Raw genomic sequence first — 18,417 nt, 5'->3', positions numbered from 1 at the left:
GTTCAGGCGTAGCGCCGCGCCAGGGTCCGTACGGTCGCGGCGATGCGGCTGCGGAGCTCCTCGGGGGCCAGTACCTCCACCTCGGTGCCGAGGGCGAGGAAGGTGTCGTGGGCGTGGTCGGCCGATTCGACGGGGAGGGTGGCGCGGATCCAGCCGTCGGGTTCCGGAGTGCCGGTCGCGGCGAGCGCCCGGGCCGCGGCGCCGGTCAGCCGGGCCGCGCCCGACGCGGAGACGCGGACGACGGCCTCGTCCGCGTGGAGCCGGGCATGGAAGTCGGCCTGGCTCTCGCGCCAGTGACCGGCGAGGTCGAAACCCTCCGGGATGGTGACCTCGTCGTCGGTGACGGTGAGGTCGAGGATCTGGTCGACGCGGTAGGTGCGCGGTCCGGGCCCTGCGATCAGGTACCAGCGGCCGGCCTTGAGCACGAGTCCGTACGGTTCGAGGCGGCGGTCGACATCGGTCGGCGTCCGCCAGCGCCGGTAACGGACTTCGAGGGCGCGGCCGGTGCGGACGGCGTCGGCGACCTGGGGCAGGAACGGGGCTTCGGTGCCCTCGTCGTACCAGCCGGGGGCGTCGATGTGGAAGCGGGCCCGCAGCCGGTCGACGTGCTCGCGCAGCGGTACGGGGAGGCCGGCGCGCAGTTTCAGCTGTGCTTCGGCGAAGTGCGGCCCGAGCCCGAGTTCTTCGGCGGCGCCGGGCAGGCCGGCGAGGACCAGTGCCTCGGCCTCGCGGGCGTACAGGTCGGTGAGGCGGTGGCGGTGTCCGGCGAGGAGGCGGTAGCCGCCGCGGTGTCCGGCGTCGCCGTAGAGCGGTACCCCGGCGGCGTGCAGTGAGTCGACGTCGCGGTAGACGGTGCGGACGGAGACCTCCAGCTCCTCCGCGAGCTCGGCGGCCGTCATCCGGCCCCGGGTCTGGAGCAGCAGGAGGATCGAGATGAGCCGGCTGGACTTCACTGACACAAGGTGTCAGTGAAGCGGTCCTACAGTCCAGCCATGGCTTTCGCAGAGAAGTTCCTCCTCGCCCTGCCGCCGGTCGAGATCGGCGGGCGGCAGCTCAAGCGCTATCACGTCACCGCCGATCCCGCGGGCATCGAACCGGAGGTGGAGAAGGCGGCGTACGCGCTGCTGCCGCAGCTGTTGCCGCCGGCGGACGGCACGCCGGCGGCCGGTTTCGTGGTGCTGCACCGGGGCGGCGACACCGGCGCGTACCTCAACGCGTACAGCTGGGTGTGGGACAACGTGCTCCATTTCGGCGGCGGGGCGGCGGGGCAGCCCGTCCTCGGCTGTCCCGACACCGATCCGACGCGTTTCGTGCGGGTGGACCGCTCGTGGATCGGCTGTGTGTGGGAGTTGGCGCCGCTGGGGCACGAGCGGAGCGCCTGGGTCCGTCACGTCCTGGCGCCGGACGCGCCGGATCTGGCCGGCTATCTCGGGGACGCGCTGCCCTCGGGCACGACGGAGGTCACGGGGTGAGGGTCCCGGCCCTCTCGACGGCGGGCGCGGCGCCCGCGGCCGTCACCCGGGCGAACCGGCTCAGCCGCGCCTGACGAAGCGGGCCAGCCGGTAGCGAGGATCGTCACGGGGGCGGTCCTGGTCCGGGAGAGCCGTGAGGGCGGCGGCGATCGTGGTGGCGGCCGCGGTGTCGCCGTCGAACCAGGAGGCGAAGTAGCCGGCGCGCAGCTTGCGTACGGTGTCGCGCGGGGTGGCACCCTGGCCGTGTCCCGTGAACCGGGTGCCGGAGGCGGGTGCGAGGCCCTGTGCGACGGCGTGACGGGTGATCAGCTGTGCCCGGTCGGACGCCGCCGCGGCGGACCGGTGCGGGCGGAGGATCTCGTCGATGTCGCTGCCGACGTCGTGGGCCGCGTCCTTGTCGACGGTGGCGATCAGGACTCCGCCGGGGCGCAGGACGCGGGCCGCCTCGGCGACGATCTCCGCGGTGAACGGCACGAGGTGCAGCAGCCAGACGGCGCAGACCGCGTCGAGGGAGGCGTCGGGCAGCGGCAGCCGCCGGGCGTCGGCGCGTACGACGCGGCCGGGTACGCGTGCGGCGGCGACCCGCAGCATGGCGTGGGCGGCGTCGGCTCCGTGGACGCGCAGTCCTGGCCGGGTGAGCCGTTCGGTGACGAGGCCGGTGCCGCAGGCCAGGTCGAGCAGTGCCCGGGCGCCGGGCGGCACGAGCCGCAGGACGGCTTCGGCCGCCGCGACGGCCCGGGGCACTCCGCCCCGGGTCCGGTCGTAGTGCGCCGCCTCGGCCTCGTAGTCGAGCAGGGTCTCCGTCATGCCGGGGATCCTACGAGCGGGGGACGTCACCCGACGGGAAAGGTCAGTCGGCCCCGTGGCCGGGGGCGATCCCCTGGACGCGCTCGGCGAGTTCGAAGTCCTTCTCGGTGACGGCACCACCGGCGGAGTGGGTGTGAACGGACACGGAGACGGTGTCGTAGCCGAGGGTCAGGTCCGAGTGGTGGTCCAGCTCCTGCTGGATCCGCGCCACGTGGACGACGAGCGCGGTCGCCGCGAAGTGGTCGCCGAGCCGGTAGCGGCGGGTGAGGCGGTCGTCCTCGACGGACCAGCCGGGGAGCTCCCGCAGACGGTCCTCGATCTCCTTCTGCGACAGCGGCTGTGTGGGCACGGCGGTGCTCCCTCCGGTCGGGTGGCGCGGGTGACGGACAGGGGTCCCGGAAGGAACGTACCCGGGTCCACCTCTGGGATACCGTCTGGCCATGACAACTGTCGTGAGCGACACGGGGGTGGGGCCGCTGCTGCGCGGCTGGCGTGAGCGACGGCGGTTGAGCCAACTGGAGCTCGCGCTGCGCGCCGACTCCTCGGCGCGGCACATCTCGTTCGTGGAGACGGGCCGGTCCCGGCCGAGCGAGGAGATGATCCTGAGACTGGCCGAGCACCTGGAGGTGCCGGTACGCGAGCGGAACGTGCTGCTGCTCGCCGCCGGTTACGCGCCCCGGTACACGGAGTCGCCGCTCGACGCCCCGCGCCTGGAGGCGCTCCGGGACGGCATCGAGCGCCTGTTGCAGGGGTACGAGCCGTATCCGGCGCTGGTGGTGGACGGTTCGTACACGGTGGTGGCGGCCAACCGGGGCATCGGGCTGCTGCTCGACGGGCTGCCGGAGCATCTGCTGACCCCGCCGCTGAACGCGATGCGGATCACCCTGCACCCGGAGGGACTCGCACCCCGGATCCGGAACCTGCCGGAGTGGCGGGGGCATCTGCTGCACCAGATGGAGCGTCAGATCGCCCTGGCCCGCTCGGAGTCGCTGCGGGCGCTCTACGCGGAGGTGGCGGCGTACCCGCTGCCGCCGGGCACGGACGACGAGCGTGCCCCGGACGCCCCGGGCCCGGAGGCATACCCGTACTTCGCGCTGCCGCTCCGTGTCGAGCACGACGGGCGGGTGCTGTCGTTCGTGTCGTCGATCTCGACGTTCAACACCCCGCTGGACGTGACGGTCGCCGAGCTGGCCATCGAGACGTTCCTCCCGGCCGACCCGGCGACGGTCGCGTACCTGCGGTCGCTGCCGCCGTTCAGCGATCAGGGCTGATCCGGCAAGCGGCCCTCATGTCGTGGAGGCCCGGAGGGCGATCCACTGGAGCGCGGCGAAGCCGGCGACGGTGGCCGCCTGGAGCGGCGTCCAGACGAGACCCGCGGTGGTCGGCTCCAGCCAGCCGACGAGGGCGACGACGCTGAGGACGGCCCAGAGCGCGTTGATGTCGACGACCACCTTCACGGCGGTCGTCGGGGGCTGCGGGCGGGAGGCGAGCCAGGCGACGCCGGCGGCGTACGCGGTGAGGAGGACGCCGAGGGCGAGCAGGAGGCCCGCGTCGATCCCGAGGAACTCCCCCAGCGGCCCGGAGGCGACGGCGTAGGCGATGCCGTTGGCGCCGGTGACGACGGCGTCGAGGGCGAGGAACCGGCGGAGCGCGGACTGGGGCCGGGTGGTGCGGGCGAGACCGGTGAGCAGGGCCTGGGACATGACGGATCACCCTCCAGAGGGACGTTGACGCAGGTGGGAGCCCGGAGCCCGAGCGGAGTGCGCCGCCCGGGTCCCGGTGTCCACGAGCATGCCGCTCGGCGGGCCGGGGGTCGATTACGCGGGAGGTCATGCGGGCCCGGCGGCGCGGAGGCGTGCCGCGCCTACCGCCGCCGGGTCGCAGCGGGTCACCCACGGGCACCGCGGTGCACCTCGGGTCCGGCGTCAGCGGACGCGGTCCCCCCGGTGGGCGGGCGTCTCGGGCGCCGGGAGCGGATCCGAGGCCGGTGCGGCGGCCCCGGTCTCGGGCGCTCGACGCGGGGAGCCGGAGGGCTCCGTACGCGGGGAGCGCGAAGCCCCGGTACGCGGGGAGCCGGAACCCTCCGTACTCACGGAACGCGAAGCTTCTGTACGCGGGGAGCCGGAGACCTCCGTACTCAGGGAGCGCGAAGTCTCCGTGCGCGGGGAGCCCGAGGCATCCGTGCGCAGGGAGCGGGAGGCCTCGGCGCGCAGCAGGGCCTGGAGGACGGCGAAGGGGTCGACGGGCATGACGGAACTCCTCGTTGGTGCGGGGGTGATGTCGGGGGCTGCGGGGAGGGCGGGCCTCCTCAGCAGCGCATCACCACGCACCGGAGCACGTCGCCGCGCGGGGCGGGCACGGGGGCCGGAGCCGGAATCCGACGGTGCCTGCGGCCGCCGAAGGCCGGGTGTCGGGGGCGAACGGGCCGGAGGCCGGTCCGGTGGCGTCGGGAACGGCCGGCGAGCCCGGCCTCGGTGGAGGCCGGATCGTGGGTCTCGCCGCCCGGGTCGGGGGCCGGGGCGGCGGAGGCGGGCCGGAGTTCGGCGCCACCGGTGAGCGTGGCCCCGGCCCCGGCCCCGAGCAGGGCGGCGAGGATCAGGAGCAGCGTGACCCAGGGGCGGCGGCGCCGGTCCGGGCGTGCCGGGCGGCCCGCCGGGGTGGCGGGCTCGACGGTCGGCTCGGGCGCGGGGCTCATGGAGATCCGTACTGCCCCGCCGGGGTCCCGGCGCGGCGCCCCGGGCCCGAGATCCGCCCGAGCGGCCTACGGGTGGGGCCCCTGTTTCACCGCCCCGGCGGTCACCTCCGGGGGTCGCCAGGACTGACGACCGCGCCGCCGGCGGGCCGGGCCCGTGAGGGTCAAGTCGGCGTCAAGGGGCGGCGGCCGCCCCGTCGTACGCCTCCGGACCGTCGTCCGCTCGCGACGAACAGGCGTCCGCGTCAGTGCTTCTCGTCCTGCGCGACCGGGTCGTCCACCGGAAGGAGCGGTCCCGGTCCGTCGTCGGACGAGTCCAGGGACGCGAGCGGGGGCACCGGCACCTGCGGGCCCGAGCACTCCCGCAGCCAGCGCCGCAGCACCCGGTGCACCTGCTCCGCGCCGACCAGCTCCTCCCCCTCGGCCACCGCCGGCGACAGCTCCGGCGGCGAGAGGAGGAAGGGACACGACTGCTCGCCGCCCAGGCCGCCGTGCGAACCGATCTGCTCCTCGAAGGCGTGCACGGTGCCGGTCGCCGGGTCGTACATGGAGTTGACCATGATGTCCGCGACGTGCGGGAAACCGTCCGTGCGCCGCACCGCCCGTGCCGCGCCCCGCCCGAAGACGGCCAGCGGCCCCGCGTCGTCGAGTTCGGCGACCGGCACCTCCGCCCCGTCACGGGCGAGCACCACCGAGCCGTGCTCCGCGCTCGCCACGAGCACGAAGCCGACGCCCGGATGGTTCGCGAGCGTGCGGAGCAGGGCGGGGTGGCGCCGGTCGATCTCCTCCCGGGTCATCCGGTGGGGCACGTCCGGGAAGGACACGAGGCCGAGGTTGCCCGAGGCGAGGACGACCGGTTCCGAGGGCCGGGCGGGCAGCTCACGCGCCGTCTCGTCGGTCTCGTCCACCGGCCGGTGGAGCGCGAGGCGCAGCGCGTCCCTGGCCGCGTCCCGCGCCTCCGAACCGCTGCGGGTCCTGCCCACCCGCCGTGGCACCGGCAGCCCGCACCCCGCCCTGACGAGGTCCTTCAGCGTCAGTCCGTACGCCCCCTCGAAGGTCTCACCGGGGCTCTGCCCGTGGTCGGAGAGCAGCACGATCCGGTACGGGCGCGGGGCGTGCTCGGCGACGGTGGCGATGAGCGCGACGGAGCGGTCGAGGCGCCGCAGGACCCGGTCGGTGTCCCGGCCGTGCGGGCCCGAGTGGTGGGCGACCTCGTCGTAGGCGACGAGGTCGGCGTAGACGGCGGTCCGCCCCGCCAGCATGTCGCCCATCACGGCCGAGACCACGACGTCCCGTTCCAGGACCGTCGCGAAGGCGCGGACGAAGGGGTACGTGCCGCCGCGCGAGACCCTCGGCGTCTCGCGGCGCAGCAGCGCCCGGACCGACTCCCCCACCTCGCGGACGCATTCGGCGACGAACGATCCGGCGGTACGGACGGCGTTGGCCGGGTCGGAGAAGTACGCGAAGTAGCCGGCCCGTGAGCGGTTGCGGCGGCCGCGGCGGGCGGCCACCGACAGGACGAGGGCGACCTGGTCGGCGCCGCCGCTGAAGAGGTTGCCCCGGGAGGCCCCGTCGAAGGTGAGCAGCCCGCCGTCCCCGGTGCGGCGCACGGCCCGGCGCTGGAGCTCGACGGCACTGGCCGGACGGTTCGACACCATGATCCGGCCGGTGTCCTTCTCGTACCAGCGGAAGGCGGGCACGTCCTCGTTGGAGCCGTGCAGGATGCCGAGCTGGCTCGCGCCGGTCTGGCTGGACCAGTCGGTGCGCCAGGGCACGAGCCGGTGGCCCGTGTCGATCAGGCCCGCGACGGTCGGCATGAGCCCTGCGGCGACGGCGCCCCGGAGCACGTGGTGGCCGACGCCGTCGAGCTGGAGGAAGACCGTGCCGGGGACCTGCTCGGGGGCGTCGCCCGGTGCGCGGGGACGGGTGCGGCCGGTGAGCCGGTACAGGCGGCGCCGGTAGGCGTCGTCGTCGCGGACGGCGAGGGCGGTGGAGGTGGCGGAGGCGACGGCGGACATGACGGCGGCGACCACGACGGCCGTCTCGGGGTCGGCGGCCCCCCGCCCGTCGGGGACCAGCCAGAGCGCGACGAGCAGCAGCGAGCCGTTGAGGAAGAAGCCGAGCAGGCCGAGGACGAGGGCCGGGACGAGCAGCAGAGCCCGCACGATCAGCGGCCACACGAGCGCGCCGAGCAGACCGAAGGCGCCCGCCGCCGCGGCGGCGGTGAGCGCCGTCCTCGTGAAGGTGTCGCCGTCCGGGGACTGGAGGTGGAAGTCGGGGAGCAGCCCGGCGAGGATCAGCAGGGTGAGCGTGGACACCGCCCAGACCACCGCGACCTGCCCCAGCGCACGGCCCGCGGATCGCCAGCGGTCGGCGCCGCCCCATCGCCCGTCACCCACGCCCGCCTCACCTTTCGCCCGTTTCCTGGTGCAAGCGTGGCACAACGCCCGCGACCGACGGGGACGAGGGGCGACGGCGATCGGCCCTGGTGTGTCAGGTCTCGTGTCAGGCCCTCTGTCGGGCCCTGGTGTGTCAGGTCTGTGTCAGGTCGCCCGGTGGGGCGTGCGTCCGTGAGGCGTCGGGGCACCTGGCAGATCCAGCGTCCGTGAGACGTCGGGCCGTGTGTCAGGCCATGAGTCCGGCCGTGTACGGAGCACCGTGGGCGGGAGGGCGGCCGCTCAGCAGCCGTCGTATCCGGCCGTCGGCATGGAGAGCCGGCGGTGCACCCCCGCCTTGGCCGCCGCGTCGTACGCCGGTTCGTCGGGACAGACGGTCTCCACCCGCACCCCGCGCCGCGCGCACTCGGCGCGGAAGCCGGGCACGGAGGTCAACGCGCGGGCGAGGACCCGCTCGTTGGCGGCGACGAACAGGTCGACCGCCCCCGCCTCCACGTCCGCCCACAGGGCCGCGTGGTCGGGCCGGATGCCGTAGAACAGCAACTGGCGGGCGACCACGTACCCCTTGTCGTCGGCCCAGCGGGCACACACCGCGTGCTGGCGGCGCGTGTCGACAAGGAAGGGCTCGCTGTCCAGCTCTTCGAGCGGGGTGAGGCTGGCGATCGCCGCCACCCGAACGTCGTCCATGGGCCGACCCTACTGCGGTCCGGCACGGCCGAACATCCTCCGGCGCCCGCCCCGGGCATTTACCCTCGTTACGGAGGTACGGGACGGCCGTGGACATCGTGAACGGCGGCCGGAGCCCACGAGAACGGAAGGCGGCACGCCGGTGGAGGTCACGTGGTGGGGTCATGCGACCTGCACGGTCGAGGACTCCGGGGTCCGCTTCCTCACCGATCCGCTGTTCGCCCGGCGGCTCGCCCACCTGCGGCGACGGCGAGGTGCCCTGCCGCCGCCCGAGGCGGCCGCCGCCGAGGCCGTCCTCGTCTCGCACCTGCACTCCGACCACCTGCATCTGCCCTCGCTCGCCCGGCTCGCGCCCGGGACCCTGCTCGTCGTACCGCGCGGCGCCCCCGCCGCCGTACCCGGACTGCGCAGGCTCGACGGGAACGGCGTGCGGCTGACCGAGGTCGAGCCGGGTGACACCGTGACGGTGGAGGGAGTGACGGTACGGGCCGTGCCGGCGCTCCACGACGGGCGGCGGCTGCCGGTCGGACCGCACCGCGCGCCCGCCCTCGGGTATGTCGTCGAGGGCGAGGCACGGACGTACTTCGCCGGGGACACGGGCCTGTTCGACGGGATGGCGGAGGCTGTGGGGCCGGTGGACGTGGCACTGCTGCCGGTCGGCGGCTGGGGCCCGTACCTCGGCCACGGCCACCTGGACGCGGGCCGGGCCGCCGAGGCGCTCGCCGCGCTGTCACCCGCGGCGGCGGTCCCGGTGCACTACGGCACGTACTGGCCGATCGGTCTCGACGGGATCCGGCCGCACGAGTTCCACGCGCCCGGCGACGAGTTCGTACGCCACGCGGCCCGGCTGGCCCCGAAGGTCGCGGTCCATCGGCTCGATCACGGCGAACGGGTGCGGCCGGAGGTCGCGCGGTGAGCGACGGGTTCACCCGGATCGTCGACGTGGTGCGGGAGCTGCCGCCGGAGTCGACCCAGCAGGCGGTCGGCTATCCCACGCTGTTCCTGCTCGTGGCGCTCGGCGCGCTCGTGCCGATCGTGCCGACGGGCGCGATCGTCAGCTCGGCGGCGGTGGTCGCCTTCCACCAGTCCTCGCCGTTCGCGCTGCTCTTCGTCTTCCTGGTGGCGGCGTTCGCCGCGTGCCTCGGCGACGCCGCCCTCTACTGGCTCGGGCAGCGCGGGGGCCGTTCCCGCAACGGTTCGCGGTGGCTCGCCGCGCTGCGGCGACGGGTGACCCCGGACCGGCTCGCCCACGCGCGGGAGCGGCTCGACACCCATCAGGTGTCGGTGCTCGTGCTGTCCCGGCTCGTGCCGGCGGGGCGGATCCCGGTGATGCTGGCGTGTCTGCTCTCCGAGATGCCGCTGCGGCGCTTCGTCCGGGGGGATGTCGCGGCCTGCCTGGCGTGGGCGGCCACGTACCAGCTGATCGGGATCCTGGGCGGCTCGCTCTTCCCGGAACCGTGGCAGGGGGTCCTCGCGGCGGTGCTCCTGACGGTGCTGGTCAGCGCGGTCCCCGGCCTGTGGCGGCGGGTCCGGGGGGCGCCCCGCGCGGCCGCTCCGTCAGGGAGCGAGCACCCGTGAGGCGCCGACCGGCAGGTCCCAGAGGTCCTCACGGGGCAGCCCGGCCTTCTCCCAGGCGGTCCTGACCCGGGCGAGGGGTTCGAGGACGGGCTCGGAGGAGAGGACGAAGGTGGCCCAGTGCATGGGCGCCATCCGCCGTGCCCCCAGGTCCTGGTGGGCGCGGACCGCCTCCTCCGGGTCGGTGTGGACGTCGCTGAGCCACCAGCGGGGGTCGTAGGCACCGATCGGGAGCAGCGCCAGGTCGATGCCGGGGTACCGGCGGCCGATCTCGGCGAACCAGTGGCCGTACCCGGTGTCCCCCGCGAAGTAGACGCGCTGCCCGGCCCGGTCGGTCATCACCCAGCCTCCCCACAGGGAGCGGCAGGTGTCCAGAAGGGTGCGCTTGGACCAGTGGTGGGCGGGGACGAAGTCGAAGCGCACGCCGTCGAGTTCGGCCGCCTCCCACCAGTCGAGTTCGGTGACCCGGCCGAAGCCGCGGCGGGTGAACCAGCGGCCGAGGCCCGCCGGGACGAAGACGGGGGTGTGCCGGGGCAGCCGTTTCAGGGTGGGGGCGTCGAGATGGTCGAAGTGGTTGTGGCTGATGACGACGGCGTCGACGGGCGGGAGGTCCGCCCAGGGGACGCCGACCGGGGTGAGACGGGCCGGGGTGCCGAAGATGCGGTGGGACCAGACCGGGTCGGTGAGCACGGTGAGCCCGCCGAGCCGCAGCACCCAACTGGCGTGCCCCGCCCAGGTGACGGCGAGGGTGTCCGGCCCAGCGGGCGGGAGCGGGCTCGGTTCGAAGGGCAGAAGGGGGACGTCACGGAGACCCTCCGGACGGGGGCGCACGGATCCCTCGCGGGCGAACCTGGCCAGGGCGCGGATGCCGGGGAGGGGCGCGGTGAGCCGGTCGGCGAAGGTGCGCGGCCAGTCCGACCGCAGCCGCCCGACGGGCTGGAGGACGGACGCGGGGGCGGGCTCGGCGCCGGGCACGGCGACGGGAACCGTGGCCGGGGACTGTACGGCGCGCGCGGGCGGTGCCGTCCGTTCGGTCATCTGCGGACTCCGATCTGCGCGGGTCGTGCGGCTCGTGGCGGATCTGCGGGCTCTGTCATCGGAGTTCCTCCAGGGCTCCCCCGAACTCCGTGAGGCCGCGGGTCACATGGGGGAGGTCGAGGGGGTTCCGGAATTGCGGCGTCTCGGCTCTCTCCTCCCCCGTGGTCCCCAGGAACATGCCCGTGTCGATCCGGACGCGCAGCGCGCCGAGTTCGTCACCGAAGCGGTGACCGCCGGTGACCGGGACTCCGAGCCGCTCGGTGAGGTGGCTCTCCAGCTCCAGGGAGTCGGTGACGCCCCGCGCGGCGAGGCCGGCCCGGAGCGGCCCGAGGTCGGCGTAGAGGTGACGGCCGGCCGCCGGTGGCAGGGCGAGGGCCCCGGCGGCGAGGACGGCGTGGTGCGCGGCCCCGGCGAGGCGGCCGTGGACGGTGGCGGCGAGGCGGGCCCGTACGGTCACGTCCTCGGGTTCGTCGAGGGCGTGGGCGGCGGCGGGGGCGACGGGTCCGGGGACGACGGCGCCGAGGGCGGTGAGGACGTCGAGGACGCGGGCCCTGCGGTCGGTCCAGCGGTCGGCGCGGGACGGGTCGGCGGGCGGGAAGCGGGCGACGGCGCAGGGCCAGGCGGCCGGGGTGAGCGCGCCGCCGAGGTCGCTGACGACGGTCACGTCGTCCGGGCACATCTCGGCGGGGCTGAGGAAGACGGTGTCGTGGGGCTGGTGGAGGGTGTCGCGCCAGGTCTCGTCGCTGATGACGTGGAGGCCCTCGGCGACGGCCGCCTCGCAGGCCTCGCGGACGAGTTCGGGCGGGGCGACGGTGCCGGTGGGGTCGTCGGCGACGGAGAGCAGCAGGAGGCGGGGGGTGCCGCCTTCGGCGCGGACCCGCCGGACCGTCTCCAGGAGGGCGTAGGGGTCGGGGACGCCGCCGCACTCGGCGGGGGTCGGCACGTGGTAGGCCGGGCGGCCGAGGAGCCGGGCCTGCGGGGTCCAGCGGGCGGGGCAGGGCCGGGGCATGAGGAGGTCGCCGCCGTGGGCGGCGATCAGGGCGAGGAGGAGAGCGGGGGCGCCGGGGCCCGCCACGACGTCCTCGGGGTGGGTGCGCAGCCCGCGGCGCCACCAGTAGCCGGAGGCCGCCTCCCGCAGGACGGGGCCGCCCCCTGGCGGTTCGGGTGCGGTTCGCTCGGCGGCCGCGGCGAGGAGTGCGGCGAGTCCCGGCAGGACGGGCAGGCCGGTGTCGGGGACGGGGGGGCCGTAGCGCACCGGGCCACGGCCGTCCGGAACCGTCTGCCGCATGTCCCGTACCTCCTGAGCGGACGGGGGCGCCGATACGGCACCCCCGTGCCCTTTATACGAAGTTTCGGGCGTTCCCGCCGCCCCAGACGTCGCTTCAGGCGATGCCCGTGGGGGGGTGCCGGTGCGGCGACGGCGGGGGATGCAGCCGGGCGGGGGCGGGCGGGGCCGGCTGGGGCGGGACCCGGCGGAGCGGGAGCGGGCGGGCTCAGACGACGGTCACCGGGTGCCGTACGACCGCGTCGAAGAGATAGCCCTGGGTGTTGTGGACGGCCCGTTCGGGCTGGGTGTTTCCGGCGGTGTCGGTGGTGCGGGAGAGCAGGGTGACCGGCCCGGTGCGGTGCGGATGCCACGCCACGGTCCAGCGGACCCAGCCGTTGCGCCGGGGGGTGTCGAGGAGCCGGGCGGGGCGCCAGCGGGCGCCGCCGTCGGTGGACACCTCCACCGTGCGGACGGGCGCGAGAGCGGACCAGGCCCGGCCGGTGAGCCGATGGACGCGGCCCGCCTCCAGGGTGGCGCCGGAGGGCAGCTGGTAGGCGGACTTGAGGGTCTGGCGGCTGATGGGGGCGCTGCCGCCCTCCGGGTGGGCGGTGCCGAAGAGCCGGTACCAGTCGGTGGACCAGGGCGATGCCAGCGGCCGGGTGGAGACCTCGATGTCGCCGAGCCACTTGATGGAGGCGATGCCGACCCAGGACGGGACGACGAGCCGGACGGGGAAGCCGTGGTCGTACGGGAGGGGCTCGCCGTTCATCTCGTACGCGAGGATCACGTCGTCGAAGGCCTTGGCGACCGGCAGCGGGCGGCGGACCCGGCCGTGGTCGACGCCACCGGAGACGTACGGGTCGTCGAGGCCGCGCGGCAGGAGGTCGACGGCGTCGCGGGCGATCCCGGCACGCCGGAGCACATCGGAGAGGCGGGCGCCACGCCAGCGGGCGGCTCCGACGGCGCCGAGGGTCCAGGCGGTGCCGGTGACCGGCTCGCCCTGCTGGCTCGCGTAGAGGCTCCGGCCGTTTCCGGCGCACTCGATCAGAGCCGTACGGGTGACGGAGGGCAGGTCGCGGAGCTGCCCGTAGGTGAGGTGGACGGGGGCGCGGCCGTGGAGTCCGTCGCCCCAGAGCGTCAGGCGCCAGTCGGCGGCGTCGAGGACGGGGGTGGACGTGTGGTTGCGGACGAAGAAGCGGTCGACGGGCGTGAGGAGCCCGGTGTCGGCGAAGCCGTCGAACCGCGCCTCGGCGTTGGTGCCCCGGACGGTGAAGTGCTCGGGCGGCAGGGCCTTGACCATCCCGGGCACGGCGAGGGCGCCGGGGACGGCGGGTGCGGCGTACGCGGGGGCGGCGAGCCCGGCGACGGCGGAGGCGGCGGACCCCGCCGCGAGCAGCTTCAGGAGGGAGCGGCGGGCGGGCGCGGGCGGGTTCGGCACGGGACTCCTCGGCACGTGGCAGCGGCGGACCACCGGGCGGCGGCGCGCCGATACTAGGCGCGCGGGGGCGGTTCGGGCGGTCTGTTCACGGTGCTGTCACAGAGGGTTCGTCAGGTCCGGCCGGAGGACCGGACGGTCGTGGAACGGACTGCCCGCCGGCAGGGTCGGACGGTCGCGGTACGCGTGGTCCTGCGGCAGGGGCGGCGGTCGCGGTACGGGTTGCCCGACGAGGGTATGCCCACATCACGAGACGCGGGTCTCATCATTCGGCACGCGTGCGTACGGTGGGAGCACGCACCCGCCACCGAGGGAGTCGCCTCCATGACGCACGCCTCCGCCCCCTCCATCCCCGACGCGGCCCACGAGACCGCCGTCTACACCCACGGTCACCACGAGTCGGTCCTGCGCTCGCACAGCTGGCGGACCGCCGACAACTCGGCGGCCTATCTGCTGCCCGAGTTGCGCGCCGGCCTGGACGTCCTGGACGTGGGCTGCGGGCCCGGCACCATCACCGCCGACCTGGCCGCCCTGGTCGCACCCGGCCGGGTGACCGGGGTCGACGCGGCCGAGGACGTCCTGGCGAAGGCGCGCGCCGTGGCGGCCGAACGCGCTCTGGAAAACGTTCGGTTCACCGTCGCCGACGTGCACTCCCTGGACTTTCCCGACGACTCCTTCGACGTCGTCCACGCCCACCAGGTGCTCCAGCACGTCGGCGACCCCGTACGGGCGCTGCGCGAGATGCGCCGGGTGTGCCGCCCCGGCGGTGTGGTCGCGGCGCGTGACAGCGACTACGGAGCCTTCGCCTGGTTCCCCGAACGGCCGGCGCTCGACGCCTGGTCGGACCTGTACCACCGCGTCGCCCGCGCCAACGGGGGCGAACCCGACGCGGGACGGCGCCTGTTCTCCTGGGCCCGGGAAGCCGGCTTCACCGAGATCACCACGACGGCCGCCACCTGGTGCTTCGCCACCCCCGACGAGCGGACCTGGTGGAGCGGCCTGTGGGCGGACCGTACGACCGACTCCGGTTACGCGGACCTGGCCGTCTCGGGCGGCCACGCGACCACCGCCGAGCTGGCGTCGATCGCGGAGGCCTGGCGGGAGTGGGGCACGCGGGACGACGCCTGGTTCATGGTCCCGCACGGCGAGATCCTGTGCCGGGTGTCCTGACGGGTGCCCCGCGTGGAGCGGCCGGGGTGTCCTGACCGGCGCCCCGCCGCGCCCCTCCCTCAGCTCGGTCGCATCCGGAACTCGTAGGCGTACGGCAGGGGTTCGTCGGTCAGGCGGGCCCAGACCTCCCCCAGGATCTCGGCGCCCTCGCACAGGTCCGCGACCTCGAAGCCGGTGTCGAAGACGGCGCGGGCCTCGTCCTTCCTGCCCTCGGCGAGCAGCAGCCGCGCTTCGAGCAGCCGGAACGCCCCGCCGCGCCGGGCCCGTTCCGGCAGCCTGCCCCAGAGGGACCTGGCGCGGTCGGGCCGGCCGGCCGGCCGCGAGGAGTGCCTCCTGACGTTCCCGGGACAGTCCGCGGCCGCACCCGCCGGACGCCCCCGGGCCCGGCCTCGCCCGGAGTGCCGCCGGATATTCCCGGCGGCGCCGCGGCCCCCCGCCGTAGGGTGGTCGGTCGGCGCGCTGATCGGCGGCCGGGGAACCACGGTGCGGGGAGTACGAGGAATGGGCACGCAGCACACCTACCGGGTGATCGTGCGCGGCGCGTTCGACGGCCTGTCGGAGGAGAGCCGGTCCCGGCTGCTCGCCGAGGTGGACGCGCACGGGCTGACGGCGATGCAGTTCACGGAGGAGGGCTCGCTGTCCTACGACCGGACGCTGAAGCACTTCTCGTACCGCCTGGTCATCGCCTCCGACGCCGAGGACGGCGACGAGATGGCGGGCGCGCTCGCCGAGGACCGGGTGGAGACGGCACTCAGGGAACTCGGCCACGGGCACGGGGCGCTGCGCTCGACGGTGACCGACCTCGACACGATGAAGATCAACTACAAGCGCCGAGCCTGACACCCGCCTCGTACGTCGGTGTGGAGACGTCCCGCTCCGTCGACGGATCTCAGCGCCGAGCCGTCCGAACCCGGGGCGGGCAGGTCTCGCCCTTGCGTACGACTCCGATCATGACGGTGGCCCGGCGGTCGAGGCCCGCGCCCGCGACCGGGTACTGCGTGCAGACCTGCCACCTCGGCGGCCAGAGCACGCGCCGGTCGTGGCCGCTCACGTCGTGGACGTCGAGCCGTGCTCCGCGGTCCAGCCGGGTGAGGACACGCCAGAGCCCCTGACCGAGGAAGTCCGGCATCGGACGGCCCCGGGGGTCGGCGTCCGCCCTCGTCCTCGCCGTCGCCGCCTCCTGGGTCGAGGTCAACGCGAGCGCGGCGAGCGCGAGGACCGCGCCCGCGCCCACGACGGCGCGCCGCCTCACGCCCGTCTCCGGGCCGCGAAGGAGAAGCCGCAGGCGACGCCGATGAGGGTGGTGGCGAGGAGCGCCAGGTAGAGCGGCATGGTCACCACCGGGACCAGGAGCCTGATCCTGACCTGGCCGGTGTTCTGGAAGATGAAGACCAGGGTCATGACCGCGAGCGCGAGCATCGCGATCCGGCCCGGCGTCAGGGCTTCGGTGAGTCGGGACCCGCCCCCGCCCGACGCCCGTGACGTCTCCTTCGGACTCATGCCCGGCCCTCTCCTCCGTCGTGTGCCGTCGGTCGTACGCGGCCACCGCCGTGGGACCAGAATGGGGTGAGCGCGGCTCCACCGTGACGGTGTAGAGCGCCGTACGGGTGACTTGTCAGACAACGTGGGCCGACTACGGTGGTGCCGGACACCGGCGGGAACGAGACGAGGAGCGGCCGTGGCGGTCAGCGGACAGCGACGTCGACCGGTCGTCGCGCTCTACGAGCGGATCGCGGACGCCGTGCACGACGGCACCTATCCGCCGGGGTCGACGCTCCCCTCCGAACCCAAGCTCGCCACCGAGCTGGGAGTGAGCCGGCCCGCCTTGCGCGAGGCCCTGCTGCTGCTCCAGGAGGACGGTCTGCTGACCGTACGGCGCGGGGTGGGACGGACGGTCAACGACCGCCCGCCCCGGCGCGGTTTCGAGCACGTCCAGCCGCTGGAGGAGCTGATCGGTGCGGGGACTCCGCTGCGGGTGCGGGCGCTGCTGCGGACGGTCGAGGAGCCGACCGACTTCACCACCCAGCACCTCCTCGCTCCGGCCCGCGCCGAGCTGCGGTTCTGGGAGTCCGTGCTGACCGGAGAGGGTACGGCGGCGGCGCTGAGCCACGAGTGGGCGACGGCCGACGACCTGCTCGACCGGGTGCACCCGGAGTTCGCGCGCGCGCTTCGGGCGACACAGGTGAGGGGCGCCGGGCGCGGACCGGCCGTCTCCATGCTGTCGGTGCTCATCGGGGCCTCGCGCGATACGGCCCTGAGCGCGCACAGCGGGATCACGGCGACGCTGCTCGGACGGCGGCGCGGGGAGCAACTGGGCCGCCCGGCGGACACCCCCGCCGTCCTGGTCACCCAGGTGGTCCGGGTGGGCGAGGTCCCGGTCCTCGCGGCCAAGCACATGCTGCCGACGGGCGCTCCGGCCCTGCCGGTACTCCAGTCCCACTGAAGTCCCACCGAACGCCGGCCGGGCGTGGTCGGCGGGCCCGCAGGGCGGCCAGACCCCGCCAGCACGGTCGGGGTAAGGCCCGTCGGCACAACGGGTCGGGCCCGCCCGCACGCTCACCGTCCGGCCCGTCGGCATCTCCGATCAGGCCGCGACGGCGCCCCGCTTCGACCTGCCACAGCGCCACCGGCCGGTCCCCGGTGGCGCCCCCGCCCCGGCCGTCACAGCACCGTCGGCCGCGTCGGCTCGGCCCCCGTCAGGCCCGTCACAGCGCGCGCCTCCCCCGTCGCGTACACTTCCCCGCCATGCACTTGTCTGACAACCTCTCCACGCCTGCCGCTACCACCGTCGCCGAGTGGATCCGCCGGGCCCCCAAGGCCGTCCTCCACGACCACCTCGACGGCGGGCTGCGTCCCGCGACCATCGTCGAGCTGGCGCGGGAGTGCGGCTACACCGCGCTGCCGACCGAGGACCCGGCCGCGCTCGCGGTCTGGTTCCGGGACGCCGCCGACTCCGGTTCGCTGGAGCGCTACCTGGAGACCTTCGCCCACACCTGCGCGGTGATGCAGACCCGTGAGGCGCTCACGCGCATCGCGGCCGAGTGCGCCGAGGACCTGGCGGCGGACGGTGTCGTCTACGCGGAGGTCCGCTACGCCCCCGAGCAGCACCTGGAGGGCGGGCTGACCCTCGACGAGGTCGTCGAGGCGGTCAACGACGGCTTCCGCGAGGGCGAGCGCAGGACCGGCGGCCGGATCACCGTCCGTACGCTGCTCACCGGCATGCGCCACACCGACCGTTCCCTGGAGATCGCGCGCCTCACCGTCGCGCACCGGGACAACGGCGTCGCCGGCTTCGACATCGCCGGGGGCGAGATCGGCAACCCGCCGGCCCGCCACCTCCCCGCCTTCCAGCACCTGAAGCGGGAGAACTGCCACTTCACGATCCACGCGGGCGAGGCCGTCGGCGCCGAGTCGATCCACGAGGCGGTGCAGGTCTGCGGCAGCGAGCGGATCGGCCACGGCGTGCGGATCACGGACGACATCGCGGAGGACGGCACCCTGGGCCGGCTGGCCTCGTACGTCCGGGACAACCGCATCGCCCTGGAGGTCTGCCCGACCTCCAACCTCCAGACGGGCGCGGCGAAGGACTACGCCTCGCACCCGATCGACGAGCTGCGCCGTCTCGGTTTCCGGATCACGCTCAACACGGACAACCGGCTGGTCTCCGGCACCACCATGAGCGAGGAGTTCCAGCACATGGTGGACGCCTTCGGGTACGGCCCGGAAATCTTCGAGGAGTTCACGGTCGCCGCCGTGGAGGCCGCGTTCCTGCCGCTGCCGGAACGGCAGCGGTTGATCGACGAGGTGGTCCGCCCGGGGTACGCGACGCTCTGACCGTCTCCCGTGGAGGGGGGTGGGGCCCGGCTACCCCCACCCAC

Annotated in this window: 22 protein-coding genes; 8 read left to right on the top strand and 14 right to left on the bottom strand. The window is 74.9% G+C overall.

The window, feature by feature from the left end; all coding sequences use genetic code 11:
* Positions 1–2 precede the first annotated feature (2 nt).
* On the bottom strand, positions 3–953 hold the full coding sequence (locus ACFWV2_RS04000; RefSeq protein WP_384401267.1) for a helix-turn-helix transcriptional regulator: 951 nt from the start codon (positions 951–953) through the stop codon (positions 3–5).
* Between the two features lie 39 nt (positions 954–992).
* Here ACFWV2_RS04000 and ACFWV2_RS03995 point away from each other — a divergent pair, with 39 nt between their 5' ends.
* Entirely contained in the window at positions 993–1,472 is a 480-nt protein-coding gene (locus tag ACFWV2_RS03995; RefSeq protein ID WP_384401264.1) for a hypothetical protein, read from the top strand.
* Between the two features lie 60 nt (positions 1,473–1,532).
* On the opposite strand, the gene ACFWV2_RS03990 is transcribed toward ACFWV2_RS03995, so the two are convergent.
* Both ACFWV2_RS03990 and ACFWV2_RS03985 read right to left on the bottom strand, forming a co-directional pair.
* Complete coding sequence (locus ACFWV2_RS03990; protein ID WP_384401261.1) at positions 1,533–2,279, bottom strand: class I SAM-dependent methyltransferase; 747 nt, start codon at positions 2,277–2,279, stop codon at positions 1,533–1,535.
* A 43-nt stretch (positions 2,280–2,322) separates the two neighbouring features.
* Positions 2,323–2,628: a 4a-hydroxytetrahydrobiopterin dehydratase gene (locus tag ACFWV2_RS03985; protein ID WP_360786941.1), complete on the bottom strand. Its 306-nt coding sequence runs from the start codon at positions 2,626–2,628 to the stop codon at positions 2,323–2,325.
* Positions 2,629–2,719: 91 nt separating this feature from the next.
* Here ACFWV2_RS03985 and ACFWV2_RS03980 point away from each other — a divergent pair, with 91 nt between their 5' ends.
* A complete protein-coding gene (locus ACFWV2_RS03980) occupies positions 2,720–3,550 on the top strand; it encodes a helix-turn-helix domain-containing protein (protein WP_384401257.1) in 831 nt (276 codons plus the stop codon).
* Between the two features lie 15 nt (positions 3,551–3,565).
* Here ACFWV2_RS03980 and ACFWV2_RS03975 read toward each other — a convergent pair whose 3' ends face one another.
* The 5 genes from ACFWV2_RS03975 to ACFWV2_RS03955 all read right to left on the bottom strand — a co-directional run bounded on the left by ACFWV2_RS03975 (position 3,566) and on the right by ACFWV2_RS03955 (position 8,054).
* Entirely contained in the window at positions 3,566–3,982 is a 417-nt protein-coding gene (locus ACFWV2_RS03975) for a hypothetical protein (protein WP_384401254.1), read from the bottom strand.
* 222 nt (positions 3,983–4,204) lie between these two features.
* The gene (locus ACFWV2_RS03970) at positions 4,205–4,528 is read right to left on the bottom strand and encodes a hypothetical protein (protein WP_384401252.1); all 324 of its coding nucleotides are present in this window, start codon (positions 4,526–4,528) and stop codon (positions 4,205–4,207) included.
* Positions 4,529–4,587: 59 nt separating this feature from the next.
* On the bottom strand, positions 4,588–4,974 hold the full coding sequence (locus ACFWV2_RS03965; RefSeq protein WP_384401249.1) for a hypothetical protein: 387 nt from the start codon (positions 4,972–4,974) through the stop codon (positions 4,588–4,590).
* Between the two features lie 242 nt (positions 4,975–5,216).
* Positions 5,217–7,370 (bottom strand): phage holin family protein, encoded by a 2,154-nt coding sequence (locus ACFWV2_RS03960; protein ID WP_384401246.1) that lies wholly within the window; start codon positions 7,368–7,370, stop codon positions 5,217–5,219.
* A 279-nt stretch (positions 7,371–7,649) separates the two neighbouring features.
* A complete protein-coding gene (locus ACFWV2_RS03955) occupies positions 7,650–8,054 on the bottom strand; it encodes a hypothetical protein (protein WP_384401243.1) in 405 nt (134 codons plus the stop codon).
* A gap of 142 nt (positions 8,055–8,196) precedes the next feature.
* Between ACFWV2_RS03955 and ACFWV2_RS03950 the strand changes: the two genes are divergently transcribed.
* Complete coding sequence (locus ACFWV2_RS03950; protein ID WP_384401240.1) at positions 8,197–8,970, top strand: MBL fold metallo-hydrolase; 774 nt, start codon at positions 8,197–8,199, stop codon at positions 8,968–8,970.
* Positions 8,967–9,632 (top strand): DedA family protein, encoded by a 666-nt coding sequence (locus ACFWV2_RS03945; RefSeq protein WP_384401237.1) that lies wholly within the window; start codon positions 8,967–8,969, stop codon positions 9,630–9,632. The genes ACFWV2_RS03950 and ACFWV2_RS03945 overlap by 4 nt, the downstream gene beginning before the upstream one ends.
* On the opposite strand, the gene ACFWV2_RS03940 is transcribed toward ACFWV2_RS03945, so the two are convergent.
* From ACFWV2_RS03940 to ACFWV2_RS03930, 3 genes are all read right to left on the bottom strand, one after another.
* Positions 9,612–10,667, bottom strand: coding sequence for an MBL fold metallo-hydrolase (locus ACFWV2_RS03940; RefSeq protein WP_384401234.1), 1,056 nt, complete (start codon positions 10,665–10,667; stop codon positions 9,612–9,614). The genes ACFWV2_RS03945 and ACFWV2_RS03940 overlap by 21 nt on opposite strands.
* A gap of 55 nt (positions 10,668–10,722) precedes the next feature.
* Positions 10,723–11,955, bottom strand: a complete 1,233-nt coding sequence (locus tag ACFWV2_RS03935) for an aminotransferase class I/II-fold pyridoxal phosphate-dependent enzyme (RefSeq protein WP_384401231.1) — start codon at positions 11,953–11,955, stop codon at positions 10,723–10,725.
* Positions 11,956–12,160: 205 nt separating this feature from the next.
* A complete protein-coding gene (locus tag ACFWV2_RS03930) occupies positions 12,161–13,372 on the bottom strand; it encodes a sulfite oxidase (protein ID WP_384401229.1) in 1,212 nt (403 codons plus the stop codon).
* Positions 13,373–13,693: 321 nt separating this feature from the next.
* Here ACFWV2_RS03930 and ACFWV2_RS03925 point away from each other — a divergent pair, with 321 nt between their 5' ends.
* Positions 13,694–14,539, top strand: a complete 846-nt coding sequence (locus ACFWV2_RS03925; protein ID WP_384401226.1) for a methyltransferase domain-containing protein — start codon at positions 13,694–13,696, stop codon at positions 14,537–14,539.
* A gap of 59 nt (positions 14,540–14,598) precedes the next feature.
* Here ACFWV2_RS03925 and ACFWV2_RS03920 read toward each other — a convergent pair whose 3' ends face one another.
* Complete coding sequence (locus tag ACFWV2_RS03920) at positions 14,599–15,048, bottom strand: hypothetical protein (protein WP_384401223.1); 450 nt, start codon at positions 15,046–15,048, stop codon at positions 14,599–14,601.
* Between ACFWV2_RS03920 and ACFWV2_RS03915 the strand changes: the two genes are divergently transcribed.
* On the top strand, positions 15,041–15,379 hold the full coding sequence (locus ACFWV2_RS03915) for a DUF6204 family protein (protein ID WP_384401220.1): 339 nt from the start codon (positions 15,041–15,043) through the stop codon (positions 15,377–15,379). The two genes, ACFWV2_RS03920 and ACFWV2_RS03915, sit on opposite strands and share 8 nt — an antisense overlap.
* Positions 15,380–15,428: 49 nt before the next feature.
* On the opposite strand, the gene ACFWV2_RS03910 is transcribed toward ACFWV2_RS03915, so the two are convergent.
* Positions 15,429–15,791, bottom strand: a complete 363-nt coding sequence (locus tag ACFWV2_RS03910) for a hypothetical protein (protein ID WP_384401217.1) — start codon at positions 15,789–15,791, stop codon at positions 15,429–15,431.
* Positions 15,788–16,039, bottom strand: coding sequence for a lipopolysaccharide assembly protein LapA domain-containing protein (locus ACFWV2_RS03905; protein WP_384401214.1), 252 nt, complete (start codon positions 16,037–16,039; stop codon positions 15,788–15,790). Before ACFWV2_RS03905 ends, ACFWV2_RS03910 begins: the two co-directional genes overlap by 4 nt.
* Positions 16,040–16,217: 178 nt before the next feature.
* Here ACFWV2_RS03905 and ACFWV2_RS03900 point away from each other — a divergent pair, with 178 nt between their 5' ends.
* The gene (locus ACFWV2_RS03900) at positions 16,218–16,982 is read left to right on the top strand and encodes a GntR family transcriptional regulator (protein WP_384401211.1); all 765 of its coding nucleotides are present in this window, start codon (positions 16,218–16,220) and stop codon (positions 16,980–16,982) included.
* A 302-nt stretch (positions 16,983–17,284) separates the two neighbouring features.
* The gene (locus tag ACFWV2_RS03895; RefSeq protein ID WP_384401208.1) at positions 17,285–18,373 is read left to right on the top strand and encodes an adenosine deaminase; all 1,089 of its coding nucleotides are present in this window, start codon (positions 17,285–17,287) and stop codon (positions 18,371–18,373) included.
* The last annotated feature ends 44 nt before the right edge of the window (positions 18,374–18,417 follow it).

Source organism: Streptomyces sp. NPDC058671 (assembly GCF_042716475.1).
Classification (GTDB): Bacteria; Actinomycetota; Actinomycetes; order Streptomycetales; family Streptomycetaceae; genus Streptomyces.
This window is presented reverse-complemented; position numbering and strand designations above follow the sequence as displayed.